Source organism: Chitinophaga caseinilytica, from assembly GCF_038396765.1.
Classification (GTDB): domain Bacteria; phylum Bacteroidota; class Bacteroidia; order Chitinophagales; family Chitinophagaceae; genus Chitinophaga; species Chitinophaga caseinilytica.
Genome location: NZ_CP150096.1, coordinates 975,001 through 993,154 on the forward strand (window position 1 = coordinate 975,001; position 18,154 = coordinate 993,154).

An 18,154-nucleotide genomic window follows, 5' to 3' on the forward strand; every position below is an offset into this window, starting at 1 on the left:
CATCAGCGCGGGGTACGTTCCCCACCAGGTGGGGTAAACCCAAACCAGGTGATCGCACCACTGGATATCGGCCCATGCGGCTTCCAGGGCGGGTTCCCAGGGGGTGCGCTGGCGGTAGCCGTGATGAAGGTCGGGTTGGAAAGTTATTTCTCCGAGTTTCAGCTGGCGAACGGAATGCCCGGCTACAGCGGCTCCTTTTGCATAGGCGTCGGCCAAGGCGCCGCAGAAGCTGGCTGCATCGGGGTGGCCCAGGATCACGAGGATTTTCTTCGATTTCATGGGTGTAAAATTCAACAATGTGATGGGTGATCTTTTTGATATAAATCAATAAGTGGAATGATGGTGGTCGTGACGGATTGCCCGGTATCAGCGATAGCCGTGATGATCGTTTTTGGCAGGAGAATGATGGTGATGAAGGATTCCCCGGGATCAGTGAAAGCCGTGATCATCGTTTTTGGCGGGAGAATGCTGGAACAACCAGCACTACAAACTGCCGAAGCAAGAAAACCGAGGCGTCGACGCCCGGGAAAATGATGTTTGGAAATATTAATCCGAGGAAAGGGGGTCCGCGGCGTTGAGTAGCCGGAATATAAAAAGCATCGGAGGATAAAAAGCATCCCGATCATAAGAATACATCGGAGCATAAAAAGCATGCGGAGTATAAAAAGCATCGGAGCATAAAGAGCATCCGGAGTACAAGAAAGCATCAAAGCATAAAAAAAAGGTCCGTTAGAAAACGGACCTTCTACTAAACTAACCCAAACAAACGTTTAAAAAACGTATGTAAAATCTTGAATTTCATTTTGTTGTGCCGGGACTTCTGGCTGGAAACCGATCCTGTAATGGAGTTCATGTTTTCCAATTGCAGTTCCGGGATGTGGCGCATCCAATCTTAAGCGGAAGCTGCGGCTTCGGCGAGCTTCGCTTTGATCTTGGCTTCCACTTCGGCGGCTACTTCCGGATTGTCGAGCAGCAATTGCTTCACGGCATCGCGGCCCTGGCCGAGTTTGTTGCCTTCGTAGCTGAACCAGCTACCACTTTTCTGGACGATCCCGTATTCCACGCCCATGTCGATCAATTCGCCGACTTTGGAGATCCCGAGGCCGAAGATGATATCGAATTCGGCCATCCGGAAGGGAGGTGCCACTTTATTTTTCACCACTTTCACTTTCACGCGGTTACCTACTGCTTCGTCGCCGTCCTTGATCTGGCTCATACGGCGGATATCCAGGCGTACGGAAGCGTAGAATTTGAGGGCGTTACCGCCGGTCGTGGTTTCAGGGTTGCCGAACATCACGCCGATCTTTTCGCGCAGCTGGTTGATGAAGATGCAGCAGCAGTTCGTTTTGGAGATGGTGGCCGTCAGTTTCCTGAGTGCCTGCGACATCAGACGTGCCTGGAGGCCCATCTTGCTTTCGCCCATTTCGCCTTCCAGCTCGCCTTTCGGTACGAGGGCGGCCACTGAGTCGATCACCACTACGTCTACCGCGCCGGAAAGGATCAGGCGGTCGGCGATCTCGAGGGCCTGCTCACCATGGTCTGGCTGTGAAATCAGGAGTGAATCCACATCCACACCCAGCTTGCGGGCATATGAACTATCGAATGCGTGCTCGGCGTCGATGATGGCGCAAATGCCACCTTTTTTCTGCGCCTCCGCAATCGTATGAATCGCGACAGTCGTCTTACCCGAAGATTCAGGCCCGTAAATCTCGATGATACGGCCTTTCGGGAAACCGCCAATACCCAGGGCAATATCCAGCCCCAGCGAGCCCGTGGAAATAACCTCCATCGGCGCTTCCGCTTTTTCTCCCATCATCATCACGGATCCCTTTCCGAAATCCTTCTCGATTTTGTCCATGGTAAGGCGAAGGGCCTTCAGCTTTTCTGTATTGGCGTTTGACATATCAGTTTGAATTAGTAAGTCAGTATTTAGGTTTGTTTTCGTTTTTTTCATTCTCGGCTTGGTACTGCAAGGTAAAACTATTTTCAGATATTATCCTAAAAAAATTAGCAATTTCTTTCCAATGCTAATTTTAATAGTATGCTCCCTTCCGTTCACGATACAAAATTGCAGCGCCGCTACGCATGGGATCTGCGCAGTGAATAAATTCCTGAAAAAAAGCTGAAAAAAGAAGGAAAAAGCGGAAGTGTGCGACGCAACGGCGGCCCAAAAGCCCTACCAGCGCCGGCTTCACCCCTAACCTACCCCAAAATAAGATAGGCGCCCACCTGTGCCACGAGCCCTACGAAGAAGCCCGTCCACACCTCAGCAGGCGTATGCGCATCCAGCACCAGGCGCGCCGTACCCGCCACGCCGGCCAGCACAATGGCGATCGCCAGCGGCACCGCCACGTTCATGCCCATGCCGGCCATGAGGCAGACCAGGTAGCCCACAACGCCACCCCAGCCCACGGTATGCATGCTGATCTTCACGAAACTGTTGGCCACAAAGGATATCACCACGGCAATGAACACACCGAGCCAGAACGCATTATAAAATGCCGGCGCCGCCCCTTCGCGCTTGAAGGTATAAAACGCCCAGAAGTAAAATATGATAGAGGCTACGTAGGGAATGATCCGGTCTTTCTGGTCTTTCATCGTAATACTGCCCACGAAACCCAGGGCTTTCGATAAAGACACCACCAGCATGGGGAACAGCACGCTTGCCACCGCCACGCGGATGAAAAGCACGTCGTAATCCCAGCGGAAACTGTTGCTGCGGAACGAAGTAAAGAATTCGGGCAGCGCCGTTACGGACAGAAAAGTCACGAGCAGCGGGATAAATAAAGGATGCAGAACGTACGAAAATACGTTCGCCAAAGCCCTCGTCACGGGCGAAAAAGTCGGTTTCTGCTCTTCCATGAATGTCATCATAATTCCTTGCGTAAACGCGCCACCGGTATATTCAACTGCTCCCGGTACTTGGCCACGGTGCGCCGCGCGATGTTGTAACCCTTGTCTTGCAGCATCTTGGTCAGGTTCTCGTCGCTCAGCGGCTTGCGCTTGTTTTCCCCGCCGATCATGTCGGCCAGGATTTTCTTCACTTCGCGGGTCGATACTTCCTCACCGCTGTCTGTGCTGAGCGATTCGGAGAAAAAGAATTTCAGCTTGAAGGTGCCGAATTCGGTTTGAACGTATTTGCTGTTGGCCACGCGGCTCACCGTCGAAATATCGAGCTGGGTGATATCCGCTATATCCTTGAGGATCATGGGCCGCATCGTGGTTTCGTCGCCCGTCAGGAAGAAATCGTGCTGATAGTTCAGGATCGCTTCCATGGTGCTCAGCAGGGTGTGCTGGCGTTGCTTGATGGCGTCGATGAACCATTTGGCCGCATCGATCTTCTGTTTGATGAACAACACCGCCTCTTTCTGGCGTTTATCTTTTTTATCGCCCCGGTCGTATTCCTTCAGCATTTCGCGGTAACCTTCCGAAATCCGGAGGTCGGGCGCGTTTTTGCTGTTGAGGGACAGTTCCAGTTTGCCATTGTTGTTCATGATGAAAAAATCCGGGATCACATAGCTTTCCGCCTTGTTCATCACGCTGTAATTGGCGCCAGGCTTGGGGTTCAGCTTGATGATCTGGCCGATGGCCTCGCGGAGATCTTCGTCCGTAAGGTTCAGGGCGCGTTGTATTTTCTCGTAATGTTTTTTCGTGAATTCGTCGAAGTAGTCGTCGAGGATGCGGGTGGCGTAGATAACGCCTTCATCGTCCTGCGGTTTTCTCCGCAGCTGGAGCAGGAGGCATTCCTTGAGATCGGCGCAGCAAACGCCGGGCGGGTCGAACGTCTGGATCATTTTGATCATCTGGCGGATTTCTTCCTCATCGGTTTCCACATTCTGGGAAAAGGACAGGTCGTCTACGATGGCGGAAGCCTCGCGGCGGAGGTACCCGTCGTCATCGATCGAGCCGATGATCTGTTCGGCGATGCGGCGCTGGCGCTCGTCGAGCGTCTGCAGCCCCAACTGATCGAGCAGGTGGTCGTGGAAAGTGGTTTCCACACGGATGGGCATGGTGCGCTGCTCGTCGGGGTCCGGATAATTATCGTCGCGGAGTTTGTAGTCGGCGATTTCGTCGTCGCCCTCAGACACGTATTCGGAGATATCTATATTATCGTATTCGCTTTCGCTGCCATCGGGCTCGAATTCGTCTTCAGCACCCGCTTCGAATTCCTCGGCGGGCTTTTCCATTTCGTCGTCGGGAGAGGAGCCGTCTTCACTGTATTCGAGTGCGGGATTTTCTTCCAGTTCTTCCTTGATCCGCTCTTCCAGATTGGCAGTAGGTACCTGCAGCAGTTTCATGAGCTGAATTTGCTGAGGCGACAGTTTCTGTAATAATTTCTGTTGTTGGGTCTGCTTTAACATGGCTCGTTCCTTTTTACCACTTGTCCTCCCCGTCCAGGCTTAATTGATCCGGAAGCAAGCGGAACGACCTTCGGTGAAAGGGCGTATCGCCGTGGTTACGGATTGCGTCTCTGTGCTGGCGGGTCGGATAACCTTTGTTGTCTTTCCAGCCATAGTTCGGGAATTGTTCATGCAGGTTTTGCATGTATTCGTCCCGATAGGTTTTGGCCAGCACCGATGCTGCAGCTATGGAAGCATATTTTCCGTCGCCCTGAATTATGCAGGTATGCGGGATATTGCCATAGGGAGTGAACCGGTTACCATCGATGAGTAACAACTGGGGCTGTAGCGATAATCGTGCCAAAGCGATGTGCATCGCTTTGAACGAGGCTTTCAGGATATTGATCCTGTCAATTTCCTCGTTATCGACGCTGGCAACGGCGAAGGCTAAAGCCCGGGTTTCGATGACGGTCCTCAGTTCGAACCGGTCGGATTCCGTCATTTGTTTGGAATCGTTGAGGAACGGGTGGCTGAAATCTCTCGGCAAAATAACCGCCGCGGCGAACACGGGGCCTGCGAGGCATCCCCTTCCGGCTTCATCGCATCCGGCTTCCGTGAGTTCGTCCTGAAAATAAGGCAGCAGCAAGGTTACTGGTTTAGTTGGCGCTAAAATTACAAAAACCGGCCGAATGATTCCGGAATTGATAAAAATCATCCGCGGTGCCGGTAATTTCCCCATAAATTTGCGGGTTATGGACATGCAGCAAACAAAAGGGAACCGGGCCATCGTCATCTGGTTATACACCGGGGTGGCCATGATCATCGTGCAGGTATTGCTGGGCGGCATCACGCGGCTGACGGGCAGCGGGCTCAGCATCACGGAATGGAAGCCTATCCTCGGCGCCCTTCCGCCCATGAACGAAGCCGCCTGGCAGGAGGCGTTCGCGAAATACCAGGAGATCGGGCAAAGTAAATATATCAATAGTCACTTTACTTTGACCGATTTCAAATGGATTTATTTCTGGGAATGGCTCCACCGCAACTGGGCGCGCCTTATCGGCATCGTGTTCTTCGTCCCTTTTATATATTTCATCCTGAAAAAGATCATCGACCGCAGCATGATCTGGCCTATGGTGGTGCTTTTCGTGCTGGGCGGCCTCCAGGGCGGCATCGGCTGGATCATGGTGCAGAGCGGGCTGAACGAGGAAGACCTCTACGTGAGCCATATTCGTTTAGCCGGGCACTTTATCGCTGCGCTGGGATTGCTGTGGTACGTGCTCTGGTTTGCCCTGAAGCTGAGCGTTCCCCCTCCGGCCGCGCCGAAGCGCCGGGGCTCCGCCGGCTGTCTGGCTGGATCCTGGGGATTTTGGTCCTCCAATTAATATATGGCGCGTTCATGGCAGGTTTGCACGCAGCCCTTTCCGCGCCTACCTGGCCGTCTGTCAACGGGTTCGCCGTTCCGCCGGGGATGTTTGCGCAGGGAGGGTTCTGGGCCGATGCCACGCACAATCCCATCACGATACATTTCATCCACCGCGGGCTTGCCTATATATTAATAATACTGATCGCAGTATGGTACGTGAAAGCGCACCGGTTCCCGCAGCTGCAGGGCGCCCGCGCCGCCGCATTGTTCACCGTACTGCTGCAGGTATTCCTCGGCGTGCTCACCGTGCTGAACAGCTCCGTGAAAATTCCGCTGGCGTTCGCACTGGCGCACCAGTTTGTGGGCATGGGCCTGCTCATGGTGATGGTGTGGGCGCGGTTCCTGACACGGCCGGCGCACCGCTGACATATTATTAATTTTTCATTGCCGATTTTCTCCTTAATTTACTGAGGTGAAAAGATTTTGGACAAGATTCTTCTACTCCTTCCCTATTCAGCTGCTGCTGCTGCATTTCCGCAAGTACCAGGTGCTGTTGATATTCTGGGCGATCCTGTTCAGCACCATCAATGGCGGCTTCGCGAAGCTGTACGGCGGCGATGCGCTGTACCTCGCGCCCGAATACATGGGAAAGGTGAATTTCTACAGCACCACCGTGATGGGCGTGGCCACCGCCATTTTTACCATGAGCTGGAACATCACCACGTTCATTCTGCACAGCGGCCGGTTTAAATTCCTCGCCACCACATCCCAACCCTTTTCGCGCTACTGCCTCAATAACTCGATCATTCCCGCCGCCTTCCTGCTCATGCTGCTCTGGCGCGGATGGCAGTACCAACGCTGGCAGGAGCTCAATTCCGTTCCGCAGATCCTGCTGCTGGCCGAGGGTTTTATCTGCGGCTACCTCGCCATCCTGTTCGTCTCCTTTTTCTATTTCTTCAACGCGGATAAAAATATCGGGAAACGGCTGATGCGCAAATTCGGCAATCCGCGCAATTTCCTCCGCACCATCCTCATCCCCAACCAGGAGCACGACGAAAACGCCATCCCCGTACTGAATTATTTCGCCAGTCCATGGCGGGTACGCCGGGCCAGGAACGTAGGTCACTACAACAAACATTACCTCGATAACATTTTCCGCCAGCATCATTTCGCGGCCATGATCACGATAGGCCTGGCGCTGGTGTTCCTCGTCATCATGGCCTACCTCATGGATTATCCCGCGTTCCGCATCCCCGCGGGCGCGAGCGTCCTCATCTTCTTCGCGTTCCTCATCGGCGTGGCCGGCGCATACGCGTACCTGCTCGAAAGCTGGGCCATCCCCGTACTGATCGGCATCATCATCAGCCTCAACTGGATGGTGAAAAACCAGTGGCTCGACAACCGCAACAAAGCATACGGACTTAACTATAACAACAAAAAAGAACGCCCGGCCTACAGCGTGCCGCACCTGCAGGAATTCTTTACCGCAGCGCGCGCGGAAGCCGACCGGAAACATACCCTGCAGATCCTGGAGAACTGGAAAAAGCAGTTCCCCGCAGGCAGCAAGCCCCCGCTGATCGTACTGAACACCAGCGGCGGGGGAGCCGTTCCGCCGCGTGGACGATGAACGTGCTCCAGCGGTACGACAGCCTCCTCAAAGGAAAAATGCTCCGCCATACCTTCCTCATGACCGGCGCCTCCGGCGGGATGCTCGGGGCCACGTATTTCCGGGAGCTGTACCTCCGGCGCCAGGAGCACCGGCTGCCGGCATCGCAGAACCTGTACGACAGTTCGTACTGCGAAAAGATTTCCAGGGATTTGCTGAACTCCGTGTTCAGCTCGTTCGCCGTCAACGATTTCATCACCCCGTTCCGGCATTTCAAGATCGGCGACAACGCCTACGCGAAAGACCGCGGGTATGCCTTCGAGATGCAACTGAACCTGAACACCGATCACATCCTCAATAAAAAGCTCGGCGAATACCGGGAAGCCGAATTCGAAGCGCGGATCCCCATGCTGATCTGGTGCGCCAGCATCAATGCAGACGGGCGCCGGCTGTATATGTCGCCGCAGCCGGTAAGTTACCTCTGCGCGCCGGAGTACCGATACCCAACGAGGAGCATCCGGGATGTGGACGGAGTGGATTTCGCGCAGTTTTTCGCCAACCAGGACGCACAGGAGCTGCGGGTCACGAGCGCCATCCGCATGAGCGCCACTTTCCCTTATGTGCTGCCGAACGTTTTCCTGCCGAGCAACCCTATCATCGATGTGATGGACGCGGGCATCAGTGATAATTTCGGGCAGGAAACGAGCCTCCGGTTCCTGTATAATTTCCGGGACTGGATCAATGCCAATACTGCCGGCGTCATTTTCATGCAGCTGCGCGATTCGCGGAAAAACGACGTGAGCCCCATCAAACAGAAAAAAGATCTGGGCGATCTGATCTTCGAGCCCCTGTTTTCCATGCAGCGGCACTGGACGAGCATGCAGGATTTCGACCAGGACCAGCTTATTAATTATATGGAGGGATGTTTTCCCGGGAAGTTCACGCGGCTGATCTTCCAGTACGTTCCGCAGCAGGCGGATAAGGCGGCGGCGCTGAGCTGGCACCTCACCCCGCGGGAAAAACTGGACATCGCGCGGGCGCTCGACAACCCGGCAAACCAGCAGGCCTACCGGCAGCTGGAAACCGCGCTGGGCGGGGCTTCCACTACTCCATGACCCTCACACATGTTTGTCGCATCACATTTATAACAATCTATATAACAGTCGTTTGGACAAATGTCCGGATTCTGTTATTTCCGGGTTATTTAAAAATGTGCGGCACCAAATTCGCATGATTATTCGTACCTTTGCGCCTTCATTTCGGATTCTTCCGGTTTTTCAGAGCTATCAGGAAGGGGTCGGAAACGGCTAAAAACATTGTCATGCAAATCAGAAACATCGCTATCATCGCGCACGTAGACCACGGCAAAACGACCCTGGTAGACAAGATCTTACATTCTACCAACGTGTTCCGGGCCAACCAGGAAACAGGGGAGCTGATCATGGATAACAACGACCTGGAAAAGGAACGCGGTATCACGATCCTGTCCAAAAACGTGTCGGTTGAATATAACGGAGTGAAAATCAACGTTATCGATACTCCGGGCCACGCCGACTTCGGTGGTGAGGTGGAACGCGTACTGAAAATGGCCGACGGTGTGATCCTGCTCGTGGACGCCTTCGAAGGCCCCATGCCGCAGACCCGCTTCGTACTCCAGAAAGCCCTCCAGCTGAACCTGAAACCCATCGTCGTAATTAATAAGGTAGACAAAGCGAACTGTCGCCCCGACGAAGTGCATGACGCCGTTTTTGAACTCTTCTTCAACCTCGACGCAACCGAAGAACAGCTGAACTTCCCGACCTATTACGGTTCCGGCAAGAACGGCTGGTTCAACGATTCGCTCACGCCCCGTGAAGACATCCTGCCCCTGCTCGACGGTATCCTCAAACACGTTCCGCAACCGAAGATCGCAGAAGGCTCCCTCCAGCTTCAAATCACCTCTCTCGACTATAGCACCTTCCTCGGCCGTATCGCCGTAGGTAAAGTGACCCGTGGCACCATCGTCGAAAACCAGCCTATTTCGCTGGTTCAGGTAGATGGCTCCATCAAGAAATCCCGTGTTCGTGAACTGTACATCTTCGAATCGCTCGGTAAAAAACGCGTGACCGAAGTATACCCCGGCGACATTTGCGCTGTGGTAGGCCTGGAAGATTTTGGTATCGGCGACACCATCGCCGACTTCGAAAATCCCGAAGCACTGCCCGTTATCAGCGTAGACGAGCCTACCATGAACATGATGTTCAGCATCAACAACTCTCCCTTCTTCGGTAAAGACGGCAAATTCGTGACTTCCCGTCACCTGCGCGACCGCCTCATCAAAGAAACCGAGAAAAACCTCGCCCTCCGCGTGGTTGACACCGACTCCGCCGACTCCTTCCTGGTGTATGGCCGCGGTATCCTCCACCTCGGCGTACTGGTAGAAACCATGCGTCGTGAAGGATATGAGCTGACCGTTGGCCAGCCGCAGGTAATCCTCAAAAACATCGACGGCAAGAAATGCGAGCCTTATGAAACCCTCGTGGTAGACGTTCCCCAGGAATTCGCTTCCAAAGTGATCGACCTGGTTACCCGCCGCAAAGGTGAAATGCTCATCATGGAAACCAAAGGTGAAATGCAGCACCTGGAATTCGAAATTCCTTCCCGCGGCCTCATCGGTCTGCGTACCCAAATGCTGACCAACACCGCCGGCGAAGCCGTAATGGCACACCGCTTCAACGATTACAAACCCTGGAAAGGCCCCATCCCCGGCCGTAACAACGGTGTGCTCGTGGCAAAAGAAGCCGGTACCACTACCGGTTACTCGCTCGACAAACTGCAGGACCGCGGATCATTCTTCGTGGACCCGGGAGAAGAAGTTTACCGTGGCATGATCATCGGTGAAAACAACAAACCCGGTGACCTCGTGGTAAACCCGAACGAAGGCAAGAAACTGACCAACATGCGCGCGAGCGGAAGCGACGCGGCTACCAATATTGCGCCGAAGATCCTGATGACGCTTGAAGAATGTATGGAGTATATTCAGCAGGACGAATGCATCGAAGTTACTCCGAACCACATCCGTATGCGCAAAACCATCCTTGACGAAGAAGAACGCAAGAAATTCCAGAAGATGTTGAAAGCTGAAGAGGTGAACTGATGAATCAAAAGAACTAACGTTAGAAGGATACGGAACCGGGCCATAACAGCCCGGTTCTTTTTTTATCCTTACATCCCGGGAATGCCCATGCCGCCGAGCATACCGCCCGCCATGCCTTTCATTTCGGCTTCCCAGGTTTCTTCCGCCTGTTTCAGCGCGCGGTTCAACGCCGTGATGAGCAGGTCTTCCAGCTCCTCCTTCCTGTCGGCCGACAGCAATTCCGGATCGATCTCCACGCTCTTCACTTCCCGGCCGCCCGTCACCAGCGCCTTCACGCCGCCCGCTTCCCCTTCAATGGTAATATGACGCAGGCGCTCTTTGCTTTCCTGCATTTTCTGCTGCGCTTCCTGCAGCTTGCCGAACAAATCTCCAAACATATGATGCCGTTTTGGGCAAAGATATATTTTCCCCGGCGGCGGCAGAATACGTAACTTGCCGGATATGATCATGACGGATGTTTGCATTATCGGCGCCGGCCCCGGCGGTGCGGCGGCCGCCCTCCAGCTCGACAGGCTGGGCATTCCCTGCGTGGTAGTCGACAAAGCGGTTTTCCCGCGAGACAAAGTTTGCGGCGACGGCCTCAGCGGTAAAGTGATCGCCGGGCTCAACCGGATCGACCCGGCCATCGGCCAGCGGCTGCAGGCTTTCGCCGAAAAGGAAAACAGCTGGGGCGTAACGTTCGTAGCGCCCGGCCGAACGGGGATGGACGTTCCCTACAAACCGAATTACGATCCTGCCAACGACGCGCCCATCGGCTTCGTCTGCAAGCGGATACATTTCGATAATTTTTTGGTGGATGAGCTGAAACAATGCAAAAACGTGCAGCTGATCGAAGGGAAATCCATCGATCAATATACGCCGACTTCAAACGGATATGAACTGAGCGACGCGAAAGGCACTTTGCAGATCCATGCAAAGATCATCATCGTGGCCAACGGCGCGCATTCGGCATTCACCAAAGACGTGGCCGGCATCCGGATGGAACCGAAGCATTACGCCGCAGGCGTGAGGGCTTATTATACCGGGGTGACGGGCATGCACGATCACAGCTACATCGAGCTGCATTTCCTGAAGAACCTCCTGCCGGGGTACCTCTGGATTTTCCCGCTGCCCAACGGCGAAGCGAACGTGGGCATCGATATGCCTTCCGACACGATGCGCCGCCGCAAGGTAAACCTCAAAACCCTCCTCCACGAAACCCTCCAGTCCGACCCGGTTTTCGCGGAAAGGTTCCGTTCAGCCCAGCCCGTTAGCGCCGTGGAAGGCTACGGCCTGCCGCTCGGCTCCCGCTCCCGGAGGCTTTCCGGCGAACGCTGGATGCTCGTGGGCGATGCGGCCTTCCTCATCGATCCTTTTACCGGCGAAGGCATCGGCAACGCCATCTACAGCGGCGCCATCGCAGCGAAGCAGGCCGTGGAATGCCTGCAGTCCGGAGATTTTTCGGCGGAAACATTACTGGCGTACGATGCGTCTATCCAACGCGTATTGGGCGCGGAACTGCGGCTGAGCACCAAATTGCAGCAGCTCGTCCGCTACCCGCGGCTGTTCAACCTGCTCATGCGGGCTGGCACCCGGAACAAACAACTCCGCGACGTGATTTCCAGCATGTTCTACGAAGTGGACCTCCGGAAAAAACTCACCAAACCTTCCTTCTACATCAAACTGTTACTGAACCGGTAAACCTATGACGAGAGCGATATTCCTGCTGGCCGGGGTGCTGGCGATTTCAACCGTTAGCGCACAAACGAAATTTTACGATGAGCAGGACGGCATCCTCCGGCTTACCCAGGCGGGTGCGGAACATTTATCCGGCCTGCCCTTGAAATGCATGCAGCACGAGTTCCCCTACAAAACGGGCATCGTGTTCTCCGATTCTACCCTCATCGAAAAACCCATCACGTACCATCCCGCATTTTACGGTTGTTACGACTGGCACAGCAGCGTTCACGGCCACTGGATGCTGGTCCGCTTGCTGAAAACATACCCGAACCTCCCCAATGCCGCGCTCATCCGCGAGAAGCTGTCGCAAAACCTCACGGCCGACAATATCCGCAAAGAACTGTTGCTCTTCGCCAACAAGGAAAATAAAGGATTCGAAAGGATTTACGGGTGGAGCTGGCTGCTCCAGCTGCAAAACGAACTGCTGACCTGGAACGATCCCTTCGCCCGTGAGCTTTCGCGCAACATCGCTCCCATGGCCCGGTATTTCAGCGTGGCCTGGCGCGATTTCCTCAAAAAGATCGCCTACCCGATCCGCGTCGGCGAGCACACCAACCTCGCTTTCGGGCTCCGGCTGGCTTGGGATTACGCGGCCACGGCAAAAGATACCGCCCTCCAGTCTTCCATCCGCAGCACGGCCATGCGGTTTTACGCGGCAGACGCCGATTGCCCCGCCAGCTGGGAACCCGGTGGTTACGATTTCCTGTCGCCCTGCCTCGAAGAAGCCGATCTCATGTGGCGCATCCTTCCGGCGGCGGAATATAAGATTTGGCTGAAACGCTTCCTGCCGGGGCTTTTCAAACAGGAACCGCTGTTCAGGACCGCCATGGTCAACGACCGGACAGACGGGAAGCTCGTTCACCTCGACGGCCTCAACCTGTCCCGCGCCTGGTGCCTCTACGGCATCGCCCGGCACGCAGGGAGCCATGCGCCCGCCATCCGCGAACTGGCCGCACAACATCTGCGGGCCGCATTGCCGCACGTGGCGAGCGGCGACTATGCAGGAGAGCATTGGCTCGCTACTTTCGCCGTGTACGCGCTCACCGTGGAATAAACCCACAAAAATCAACGGAAAAACTGACGCGGACGAGGTATCTTTCGTCCCGGTTACGCCCTTCCATTCAAAGAAGAACAACCCTGATCGAATATTTATCCAATGCCTGGCAGTCCTGATTTTTTCCTTTCGCTCGCAATAATGCTGATCGTTATTGCAGCTTGCTACTTTGCCTCGCGGCGACTGTATGCCTATTCCTTACCGCCCACGTATCCCACGCCGGTACCGGAAAGATTGTCGTTAGGGATTTTCCTGATTATGGTGCTGATGATATTCAGTTTGCTGACCTGGGTCACGATGGTCCCGGATTTTCAGATCTGGAAAAAAGGGTTCTGGTCGAACAGCATTCCCGATGCAGACGTGCCGGTTAACAGGGGGCTGGAGTTGTATTTTGCCCTCGACGGTATTTTTACGCTGTGCGGCATTTTGTTTTGCCTGCTACTGCTGGTCCGGAAGCGCGACATTTTCCCGAAAGTATTCAGCTGGTTTCTGCACATCAACACTGGCATGTATTGCGTGGCGGTAGTCGTGGAAAAATGGATATTGACGGGCAGTTTTCAATTCGATGTGGAGGAAATCCGGCTGATTTCGCTGAACGTAGCCTTGGTGTTGTTCGTCCTTTGGTACCTCAACACGTCTGGCAGGGTGAAACGGATTTTTGTGTTGCCGCACCCCAGTTTGGTGGATCACGGGCAGCCATGATTTTAAAAGCTCACTATCATTATACCTGTACCTACAATCCGTTACCATGAATTTTCTTCAAACCGACTTTCTGATTTCCGCCTTACTGATCGCGTCAGCGTTCGTCGTTTTCGGCTTGATGGTCCTGCGGTTGAACAATACTTCGCTGCCACCGGTCTACCCCACTCCCAGGCCCATTGCTATCGGCGGCTGGCTGATCGTGATCGCGGTGCTGGTGATCATTTCATTGTGCTCGAGTTTCTTCAAACTTTTCGACCTGAGTATCTGGGTGGAGGGTTTCTGGACCGTCTATTTCCAGGATCCGGAATCATACCTAACCTTGTCGCTGCAGGTTTTAGATGCGTTGAACATCGTTTTCATCCTGACTTTCGGCTTCTTCTCCATTATACTGTTTTTTAAACGGCGGGATATCGCGCCGAAAGTGATGAATTATTACATCATCATCAGCACCGCCGTTAGTTGTATTATCAGTTTGACTGCTATTCTGGCCGAGCTTTCAGCCATCCCGCTCGATGGTTTGCCGGCGCGCCTTTTCATGATACAGATCCTCGCCATAATAATTGTCATTCTCATTACCTCGCTGATCGTCAGGTACCTGAGAAACTCCACCCGATCAAAGGAAACCTTCGTGCTGCCGCACCCCAGCCTGGTCGACCATGAGCTCCCGGATTTCGACCTCAACAAAGAATCGTAATAAAAAAGGGAGCCAGCAGGCTCCCTTTCGCGTAAGGGTTATTGTGGAATAGTTACGGAGTCGAAGACGACCACTTTCTCCCAAAGTGCGTTGCATTTTTCAATGAACGCCAGGTGGACGGGATGTTCCTGGTAGATGTCGTGCCCAGCCTCGTCGTTGAAAACGGTCAACAGGCAGTAGCTGTAGCTTTTGTCGATCACCGGCCTGTCTGTGCCGGCGGGTTTGCCGACGTTGAAGACTTTCAGCGTCTCGATTTTTTCAAGCGAGCTCACGCCTTCTTCAAATGTCCGGATTTCCGCTGCGGTGAGACCGGGTTTCAGATAAAAATTTACTACGTGCACGAATTTTTGTGATGACATGGCCGTTTGATTTTGGACAGACAAGTTAGTGGTTCCTTGTTTAAAAATCAAGCCGTCTTTCATGACGAAGCTCACCCGGCCCATCGCCTGAATGTCTTTCATCGGGTCTCCGTCCACAGCGGTGAAGTCTGCCAGTTTGCCCGGTTCCACGCTGCCGAGGCGCGCTTCTTCACCGAGCAGTTCCGCGGCCTTGATGGTGGCCGATTTGATGGCGTCCATCACGGGCATGCCGGCGTCGGTCATATACACGAATTCCAGCCAGTTGCGGCCGTGTTGATAAACGCCCGCGTCTGTTCCGAAAGCGATTTTCACGCCTTTCTTCCAGGCTTTGGCGAATGTTTTCTGGATTTGCGGGCCGATGGCTTCCGCTTTCGGCTTCACGATCTCGGGATAATACCCGGGAATTTTCGCGGAATCGGCCACAGACCGGCCCGCCGTGATGGTCGGCACATACCAGGTACCGTGCTTGATCGCCAGCGCCATGGCCTCATCGTCCATCAGCGTTCCGTGTTCTATGGAGTTAACACCCGCGCGGATGGCCCGTTTGATGCCTTCGGTCCCGTGTGCGTGGGCGGCCACTTTCATGTTATAATCTTTCGCCGTGCTGATGATGGCGGCCAGTTCTTCGTCGGTAAATTGCGGGCTGCTGCCGTCTTTCGCCACGCTGAGCACGCCACCGGTTGCCGTGATCTTGATCAGGTCTGCCCCGAATTTATATGCCTGGCGAACGGCTTTCCGGCACTCGTCCGGCCCGTTGGCCACGCCGGCTTCCGGCCCGGGATCGCCCATGAGCGCGCGGTTGTAACCATTTGTGGGATCGGCATGCCCGCCGGTGGTGGCGATGGATTTGCCGGCCGTGAAAATCCGCGGCCCAGTGATGAGCCCTTTCGCGATGGCGTTCCGCAAGGCGATGTTGACGCCCGTTCCGCCGAGGTCGCGGACGGTGGTGAAACCCGTCATCAAAGTCCTTTCCGCGTAGCGGACGCTCAGGAAAGCCAGGTCTGCGGGGTTTTGTGTGAATTTATCGGAATAGGCGGACTTGCTCGTTTCGGACTCGATGTGCACGTGCATGTCCATCCAGCCGGGCATGACCGTTTGCTTTTTCAGGTCTATCACTTTATCGCCGGGCGCGGGCGCCGTGAATCCGGATTGCACCGCGGTGATCTTGTTACCCGTGATGATGACGGACATATTTTGCCGGGGCTTGTCGAGCACCCCGTCGATCAGGGTGCCGCAATGCAGGATGGTCCGCTGCGCGAAGGCGTTGCCGGCGCAGACGATGGCCAGGAAAAGGGTCAGGATGGATTTCATATGTTGGTCAGGTATGAGCTTGGATCTCCTTGCGCACCGTCACCAGGTTCACGATATACACCAGCGCCAAAATCCCCAGCGTGGCGATAATGGTCATGATGCCGGGGTACGGCGCCACGAACATCCCGTGCTTCGCCAGCACGCCGCTGGCCCACCATTGCGCGGCAGATACTACGATCAGCGCTATCACGCCCGTCACGAAATACACCGGCACCAGCTGGCCCAGCAGGTAATGCTGTAACCGCTTCGGCGCGGTACCCAATGTCACCAGCAACCGGATTTCTTTCCTGCACGACGATATGACGAGCTGGATGAACATACTGAAAACGAGGAGCGCGAACATGAGCAGCACGCCGCCGAAAAACCCGACCACGCTCACGATGGTTTGCACGATGCCGCGGATTTTGTTGTATTTCGTTTTCTCGGAATCGGTCGAATAGTTATGTTGCTCGAGATAGTTTTTCAGTTCGATGCTGCTGGGGTCTTTCACGCGGATCACTACGCGCGACGGTAGTTTGGCCACGCCTTTTCCGTAGCGCGCATTCGCCCAGTCCATAAACGACTGCGGGACGAGCACAGTGGAGATGCGATCGGAAAATCCGGCGATCTTTCCCCTGAACTGCCCCTGCTGCATGCCATTGGAAATGATGACTTCCGGGGTGAGGCTTTTGATGGAGGTTTCGGAGAATTGCGGGATGCCGTTCCCCAGTGCAAATCCGAAGTTGAACATGTTCACGAAATCGCGCGGCACCACGATCGGCAGCATCTGGTCGCCTTCCCGCCATTTCCATTCGTCGGATTTTACATCGAGGAAAGTATCGGGCACGGCTTCGAAGAACGCGAGCGTCTGGAACCCCAGCTGGTCGGCCTGCATCTGCACGTTGAACTGCGCGGCGGTGATAGCGCCGAAAGCTTCCACGAAAGGCTGTGCGGCAAAATCTTTCTGCTCTTCGGGCGTGAACACCGTTTTTTCCGGCTTGCCCATCATATCGTTGGTGATCAGTTTGTTGACCACGAGATAATCGGCCCGTTCGTTCTGGTTCCGGCTGCCATGCAGCAGTTCGTTGAAATCCGTATGCACCTGGAGGGCTACGAGGATCAGCAGCATGGCTACGCCGAGGCCGATGATGGCCATCCAGTAGCGGCTTTTGCCGACGCCGGTGCGGATGATCTTTCTTAAAATCCGGTTGAATTGCATGCTATAGCTGATAGGTTACGTCGTAATTGAAATGTTGATCGTGGTCGAGATCGGTGAGGATGAACCCGGCGTTTCGCGCGCGGCATTCCTGGTCGATCAGTTTCGCGGCTTTGGCGGTATTGCCTTCGTCGAGGTGACTGAAGGGCTCGTCCATCATCAGCCACTGGAACGGCTGCATGAGGGCGCGGATGATGGCGATGCGCTGCCGTTCTCCATACGAAAGCGTGGCGGCGCTCTGGCCGAGCACATGCGTTACGCCCAGCTGTTCGGCGAATTCACGGATTTTCTCTGCCGGGTACAGGGGTTTGTTGTTCATGACCCGTTTCAGTTCGATGTTTTCTTCGGCGGTAAGCTGGTCGAACAGCCGGAGGTCCTGGAACACGACGGAGATATTATCCTGGCGGATGGCGGCGAGTTGCGCGGCGGAATAATCTGCCCAGGGCTTTCCGCCGGCCTTGATGGTGCCGGTATAATCGTATCGGATGTTGTAGAGATAATGTACGAGTGTGGTTTTGCCCGTACCGGAGGGGGCTTTGATCTTGACGAATTGTCCGGGCTGGAAGGCGACCTCCCGGTCCCAGATGTCCGATGGCCGCTGCCGGATCCTGTCGCGCAGGGGAACCGGCACCACGGCTGAAAGCTCGATCTGCATGTTGAAATGGATGTTAGGCT

16 protein-coding genes and 1 pseudogene (1 of these 17 cut by a window edge) are annotated in these 18,154 nt (G+C 54.8%); 8 read left to right on the forward strand and 9 right to left on the reverse strand.

The annotated features are described in order from the left end of the window. The 5 genes from WJU22_RS04150 to WJU22_RS04170 form a co-directional block, all read right to left on the reverse strand. On the reverse strand, positions 1–279 hold the 5' end (the start) of the coding sequence (locus WJU22_RS04150) for an NAD(P)H-dependent oxidoreductase (protein ID WP_341842007.1). 306 nt of this gene lie to the left of the window's left edge; the window shows 279 of its 585 coding nt (coding positions 1–279); it begins with the start codon at positions 277–279; its stop codon lies off the left edge, out of view. A 613-nt stretch (positions 280–892) separates the two neighbouring features. Then, a complete protein-coding gene (recA, locus tag WJU22_RS04155; RefSeq protein ID WP_341842008.1) occupies positions 893–1,903 on the reverse strand; it encodes a recombinase RecA in 1,011 nt (336 codons plus the stop codon). A 299-nt stretch (positions 1,904–2,202) separates the two neighbouring features. Next, the gene (locus WJU22_RS04160) at positions 2,203–2,874 is read right to left on the reverse strand and encodes a hypothetical protein (RefSeq protein WP_341842009.1); all 672 of its coding nucleotides are present in this window, start codon (positions 2,872–2,874) and stop codon (positions 2,203–2,205) included. Continuing rightward, positions 2,871–4,298, reverse strand: a complete 1,428-nt coding sequence (gene rpoN, locus WJU22_RS04165) for an RNA polymerase factor sigma-54 (RefSeq protein ID WP_423738235.1) — start codon at positions 4,296–4,298, stop codon at positions 2,871–2,873. Before rpoN ends, WJU22_RS04160 begins: the two co-directional genes overlap by 4 nt. A 76-nt stretch (positions 4,299–4,374) precedes the next feature. Next, positions 4,375–5,079: a ribonuclease HII gene (locus tag WJU22_RS04170; RefSeq protein ID WP_341842011.1), complete on the reverse strand. Its 705-nt coding sequence runs from the start codon at positions 5,077–5,079 to the stop codon at positions 4,375–4,377. 76 nt (positions 5,080–5,155) lie between these two features. Here WJU22_RS04170 and WJU22_RS04175 point away from each other — a divergent pair. From WJU22_RS04175 to typA, 4 genes and pseudogenes are all read left to right on the forward strand, one after another. Next, positions 5,156–6,129: pseudogene (locus tag WJU22_RS04175) on the forward strand (COX15/CtaA family protein). Between the two features lie 46 nt (positions 6,130–6,175). Then, positions 6,176–7,330, forward strand: coding sequence for a hypothetical protein (locus tag WJU22_RS04180; RefSeq protein ID WP_341842012.1), 1,155 nt, complete (start codon positions 6,176–6,178; stop codon positions 7,328–7,330). Further along, the gene (locus WJU22_RS04185) at positions 7,327–8,424 is read left to right on the forward strand and encodes a hypothetical protein (RefSeq protein WP_341842013.1); all 1,098 of its coding nucleotides are present in this window, start codon (positions 7,327–7,329) and stop codon (positions 8,422–8,424) included. The genes WJU22_RS04180 and WJU22_RS04185 overlap by 4 nt, the downstream gene beginning before the upstream one ends. Before the next feature lie 206 nt (positions 8,425–8,630). Next, positions 8,631–10,445, forward strand: a complete 1,815-nt coding sequence (typA, locus tag WJU22_RS04190; protein WP_341842014.1) for a translational GTPase TypA — start codon at positions 8,631–8,633, stop codon at positions 10,443–10,445. 68 nt (positions 10,446–10,513) lie between these two features. On the opposite strand, the gene WJU22_RS04195 is transcribed toward typA, so the two are convergent. Continuing rightward, positions 10,514–10,822 carry a YbaB/EbfC family nucleoid-associated protein gene (locus WJU22_RS04195; protein WP_126248432.1) on the reverse strand — a complete coding sequence of 103 codons (309 nt, stop codon included), beginning with the start codon at positions 10,820–10,822 and terminating at the stop codon, positions 10,514–10,516. 64 nt (positions 10,823–10,886) lie between these two features. On the opposite strand from WJU22_RS04195, the gene WJU22_RS04200 reads away from it, so the two are divergent. From WJU22_RS04200 to WJU22_RS04215, 4 genes are all read left to right on the forward strand, one after another. Further along, complete coding sequence (locus tag WJU22_RS04200) at positions 10,887–12,125, forward strand: geranylgeranyl reductase family protein (RefSeq protein WP_341842015.1); 1,239 nt, start codon at positions 10,887–10,889, stop codon at positions 12,123–12,125. Between the two features lie 4 nt (positions 12,126–12,129). Continuing rightward, the gene (locus WJU22_RS04205; protein ID WP_341842016.1) at positions 12,130–13,218 is read left to right on the forward strand and encodes a DUF2891 domain-containing protein; all 1,089 of its coding nucleotides are present in this window, start codon (positions 12,130–12,132) and stop codon (positions 13,216–13,218) included. A gap of 258 nt (positions 13,219–13,476) precedes the next feature. After that, complete coding sequence (locus tag WJU22_RS04210; protein ID WP_341842017.1) at positions 13,477–13,920, forward strand: DUF2569 family protein; 444 nt, start codon at positions 13,477–13,479, stop codon at positions 13,918–13,920. A gap of 46 nt (positions 13,921–13,966) precedes the next feature. Then, complete coding sequence (locus tag WJU22_RS04215; RefSeq protein ID WP_341842018.1) at positions 13,967–14,614, forward strand: DUF2569 family protein; 648 nt, start codon at positions 13,967–13,969, stop codon at positions 14,612–14,614. A 38-nt stretch (positions 14,615–14,652) separates the two neighbouring features. On the opposite strand, the gene WJU22_RS04220 is transcribed toward WJU22_RS04215, so the two are convergent. From WJU22_RS04220 to WJU22_RS04230, 3 genes are read right to left on the reverse strand one after another with little or no spacing between them, the layout of a single operon-like run. Next, positions 14,653–16,284 carry an amidohydrolase family protein gene (locus tag WJU22_RS04220; RefSeq protein ID WP_341842019.1) on the reverse strand — a complete coding sequence of 544 codons (1,632 nt, stop codon included), beginning with the start codon at positions 16,282–16,284 and terminating at the stop codon, positions 14,653–14,655. A 7-nt stretch (positions 16,285–16,291) separates the two neighbouring features. Next, positions 16,292–17,482, reverse strand: a complete 1,191-nt coding sequence (locus WJU22_RS04225) for an ABC transporter permease (RefSeq protein ID WP_341842020.1) — start codon at positions 17,480–17,482, stop codon at positions 16,292–16,294. 1 nt (position 17,483) lies between these two features. Next, positions 17,484–18,134, reverse strand: a complete 651-nt coding sequence (locus WJU22_RS04230) for an ATP-binding cassette domain-containing protein (RefSeq protein WP_341842021.1) — start codon at positions 18,132–18,134, stop codon at positions 17,484–17,486. Positions 18,135–18,154 lie beyond the last annotated feature (20 nt).

Bases quoted from the DNA above. Each gene is read 5' to 3' on its own strand.
- rpoN (WP_423738235.1), bottom strand. From the start codon at position 4,298: ATGAAACTGCTGCAGGTACCTACTGCCAATCTGGAAGAGCGGATCAAG.
- WJU22_RS04230 (WP_341842021.1), bottom strand. From the start codon at position 18,134: ATGCAGATCGAGCTTTCAGCCGTGGTGCCGGTTCCCCTGCGCGACAGG.
- WJU22_RS04170 (WP_341842011.1), bottom strand. From the start codon at position 5,079: ATGGGGAAATTACCGGCACCGCGGATGATTTTTATCAATTCCGGAATC.
- WJU22_RS04220 (WP_341842019.1), bottom strand. From the start codon at position 16,284: ATGAAATCCATCCTGACCCTTTTCCTGGCCATCGTCTGCGCCGGCAAC.
- WJU22_RS04160 (WP_341842009.1), bottom strand. From the start codon at position 2,874: ATGATGACATTCATGGAAGAGCAGAAACCGACTTTTTCGCCCGTGACG.
- WJU22_RS04215 (WP_341842018.1), top strand. From the start codon at position 13,967: ATGAATTTTCTTCAAACCGACTTTCTGATTTCCGCCTTACTGATCGCG.
- WJU22_RS04200 (WP_341842015.1), top strand. From the start codon at position 10,887: ATGATCATGACGGATGTTTGCATTATCGGCGCCGGCCCCGGCGGTGCG.
- WJU22_RS04195 (WP_126248432.1), bottom strand. From the start codon at position 10,822: ATGTTTGGAGATTTGTTCGGCAAGCTGCAGGAAGCGCAGCAGAAAATG.
- WJU22_RS04210 (WP_341842017.1), top strand. From the start codon at position 13,477: ATGGTGCTGATGATATTCAGTTTGCTGACCTGGGTCACGATGGTCCCG.
- typA (WP_341842014.1), top strand. From the start codon at position 8,631: ATGCAAATCAGAAACATCGCTATCATCGCGCACGTAGACCACGGCAAA.
- recA (WP_341842008.1), bottom strand. From the start codon at position 1,903: ATGTCAAACGCCAATACAGAAAAGCTGAAGGCCCTTCGCCTTACCATG.
- WJU22_RS04185 (WP_341842013.1), top strand. From the start codon at position 7,327: ATGAACGTGCTCCAGCGGTACGACAGCCTCCTCAAAGGAAAAATGCTC.
- WJU22_RS04205 (WP_341842016.1), top strand. From the start codon at position 12,130: ATGACGAGAGCGATATTCCTGCTGGCCGGGGTGCTGGCGATTTCAACC.
- WJU22_RS04225 (WP_341842020.1), bottom strand. From the start codon at position 17,482: ATGCAATTCAACCGGATTTTAAGAAAGATCATCCGCACCGGCGTCGGC.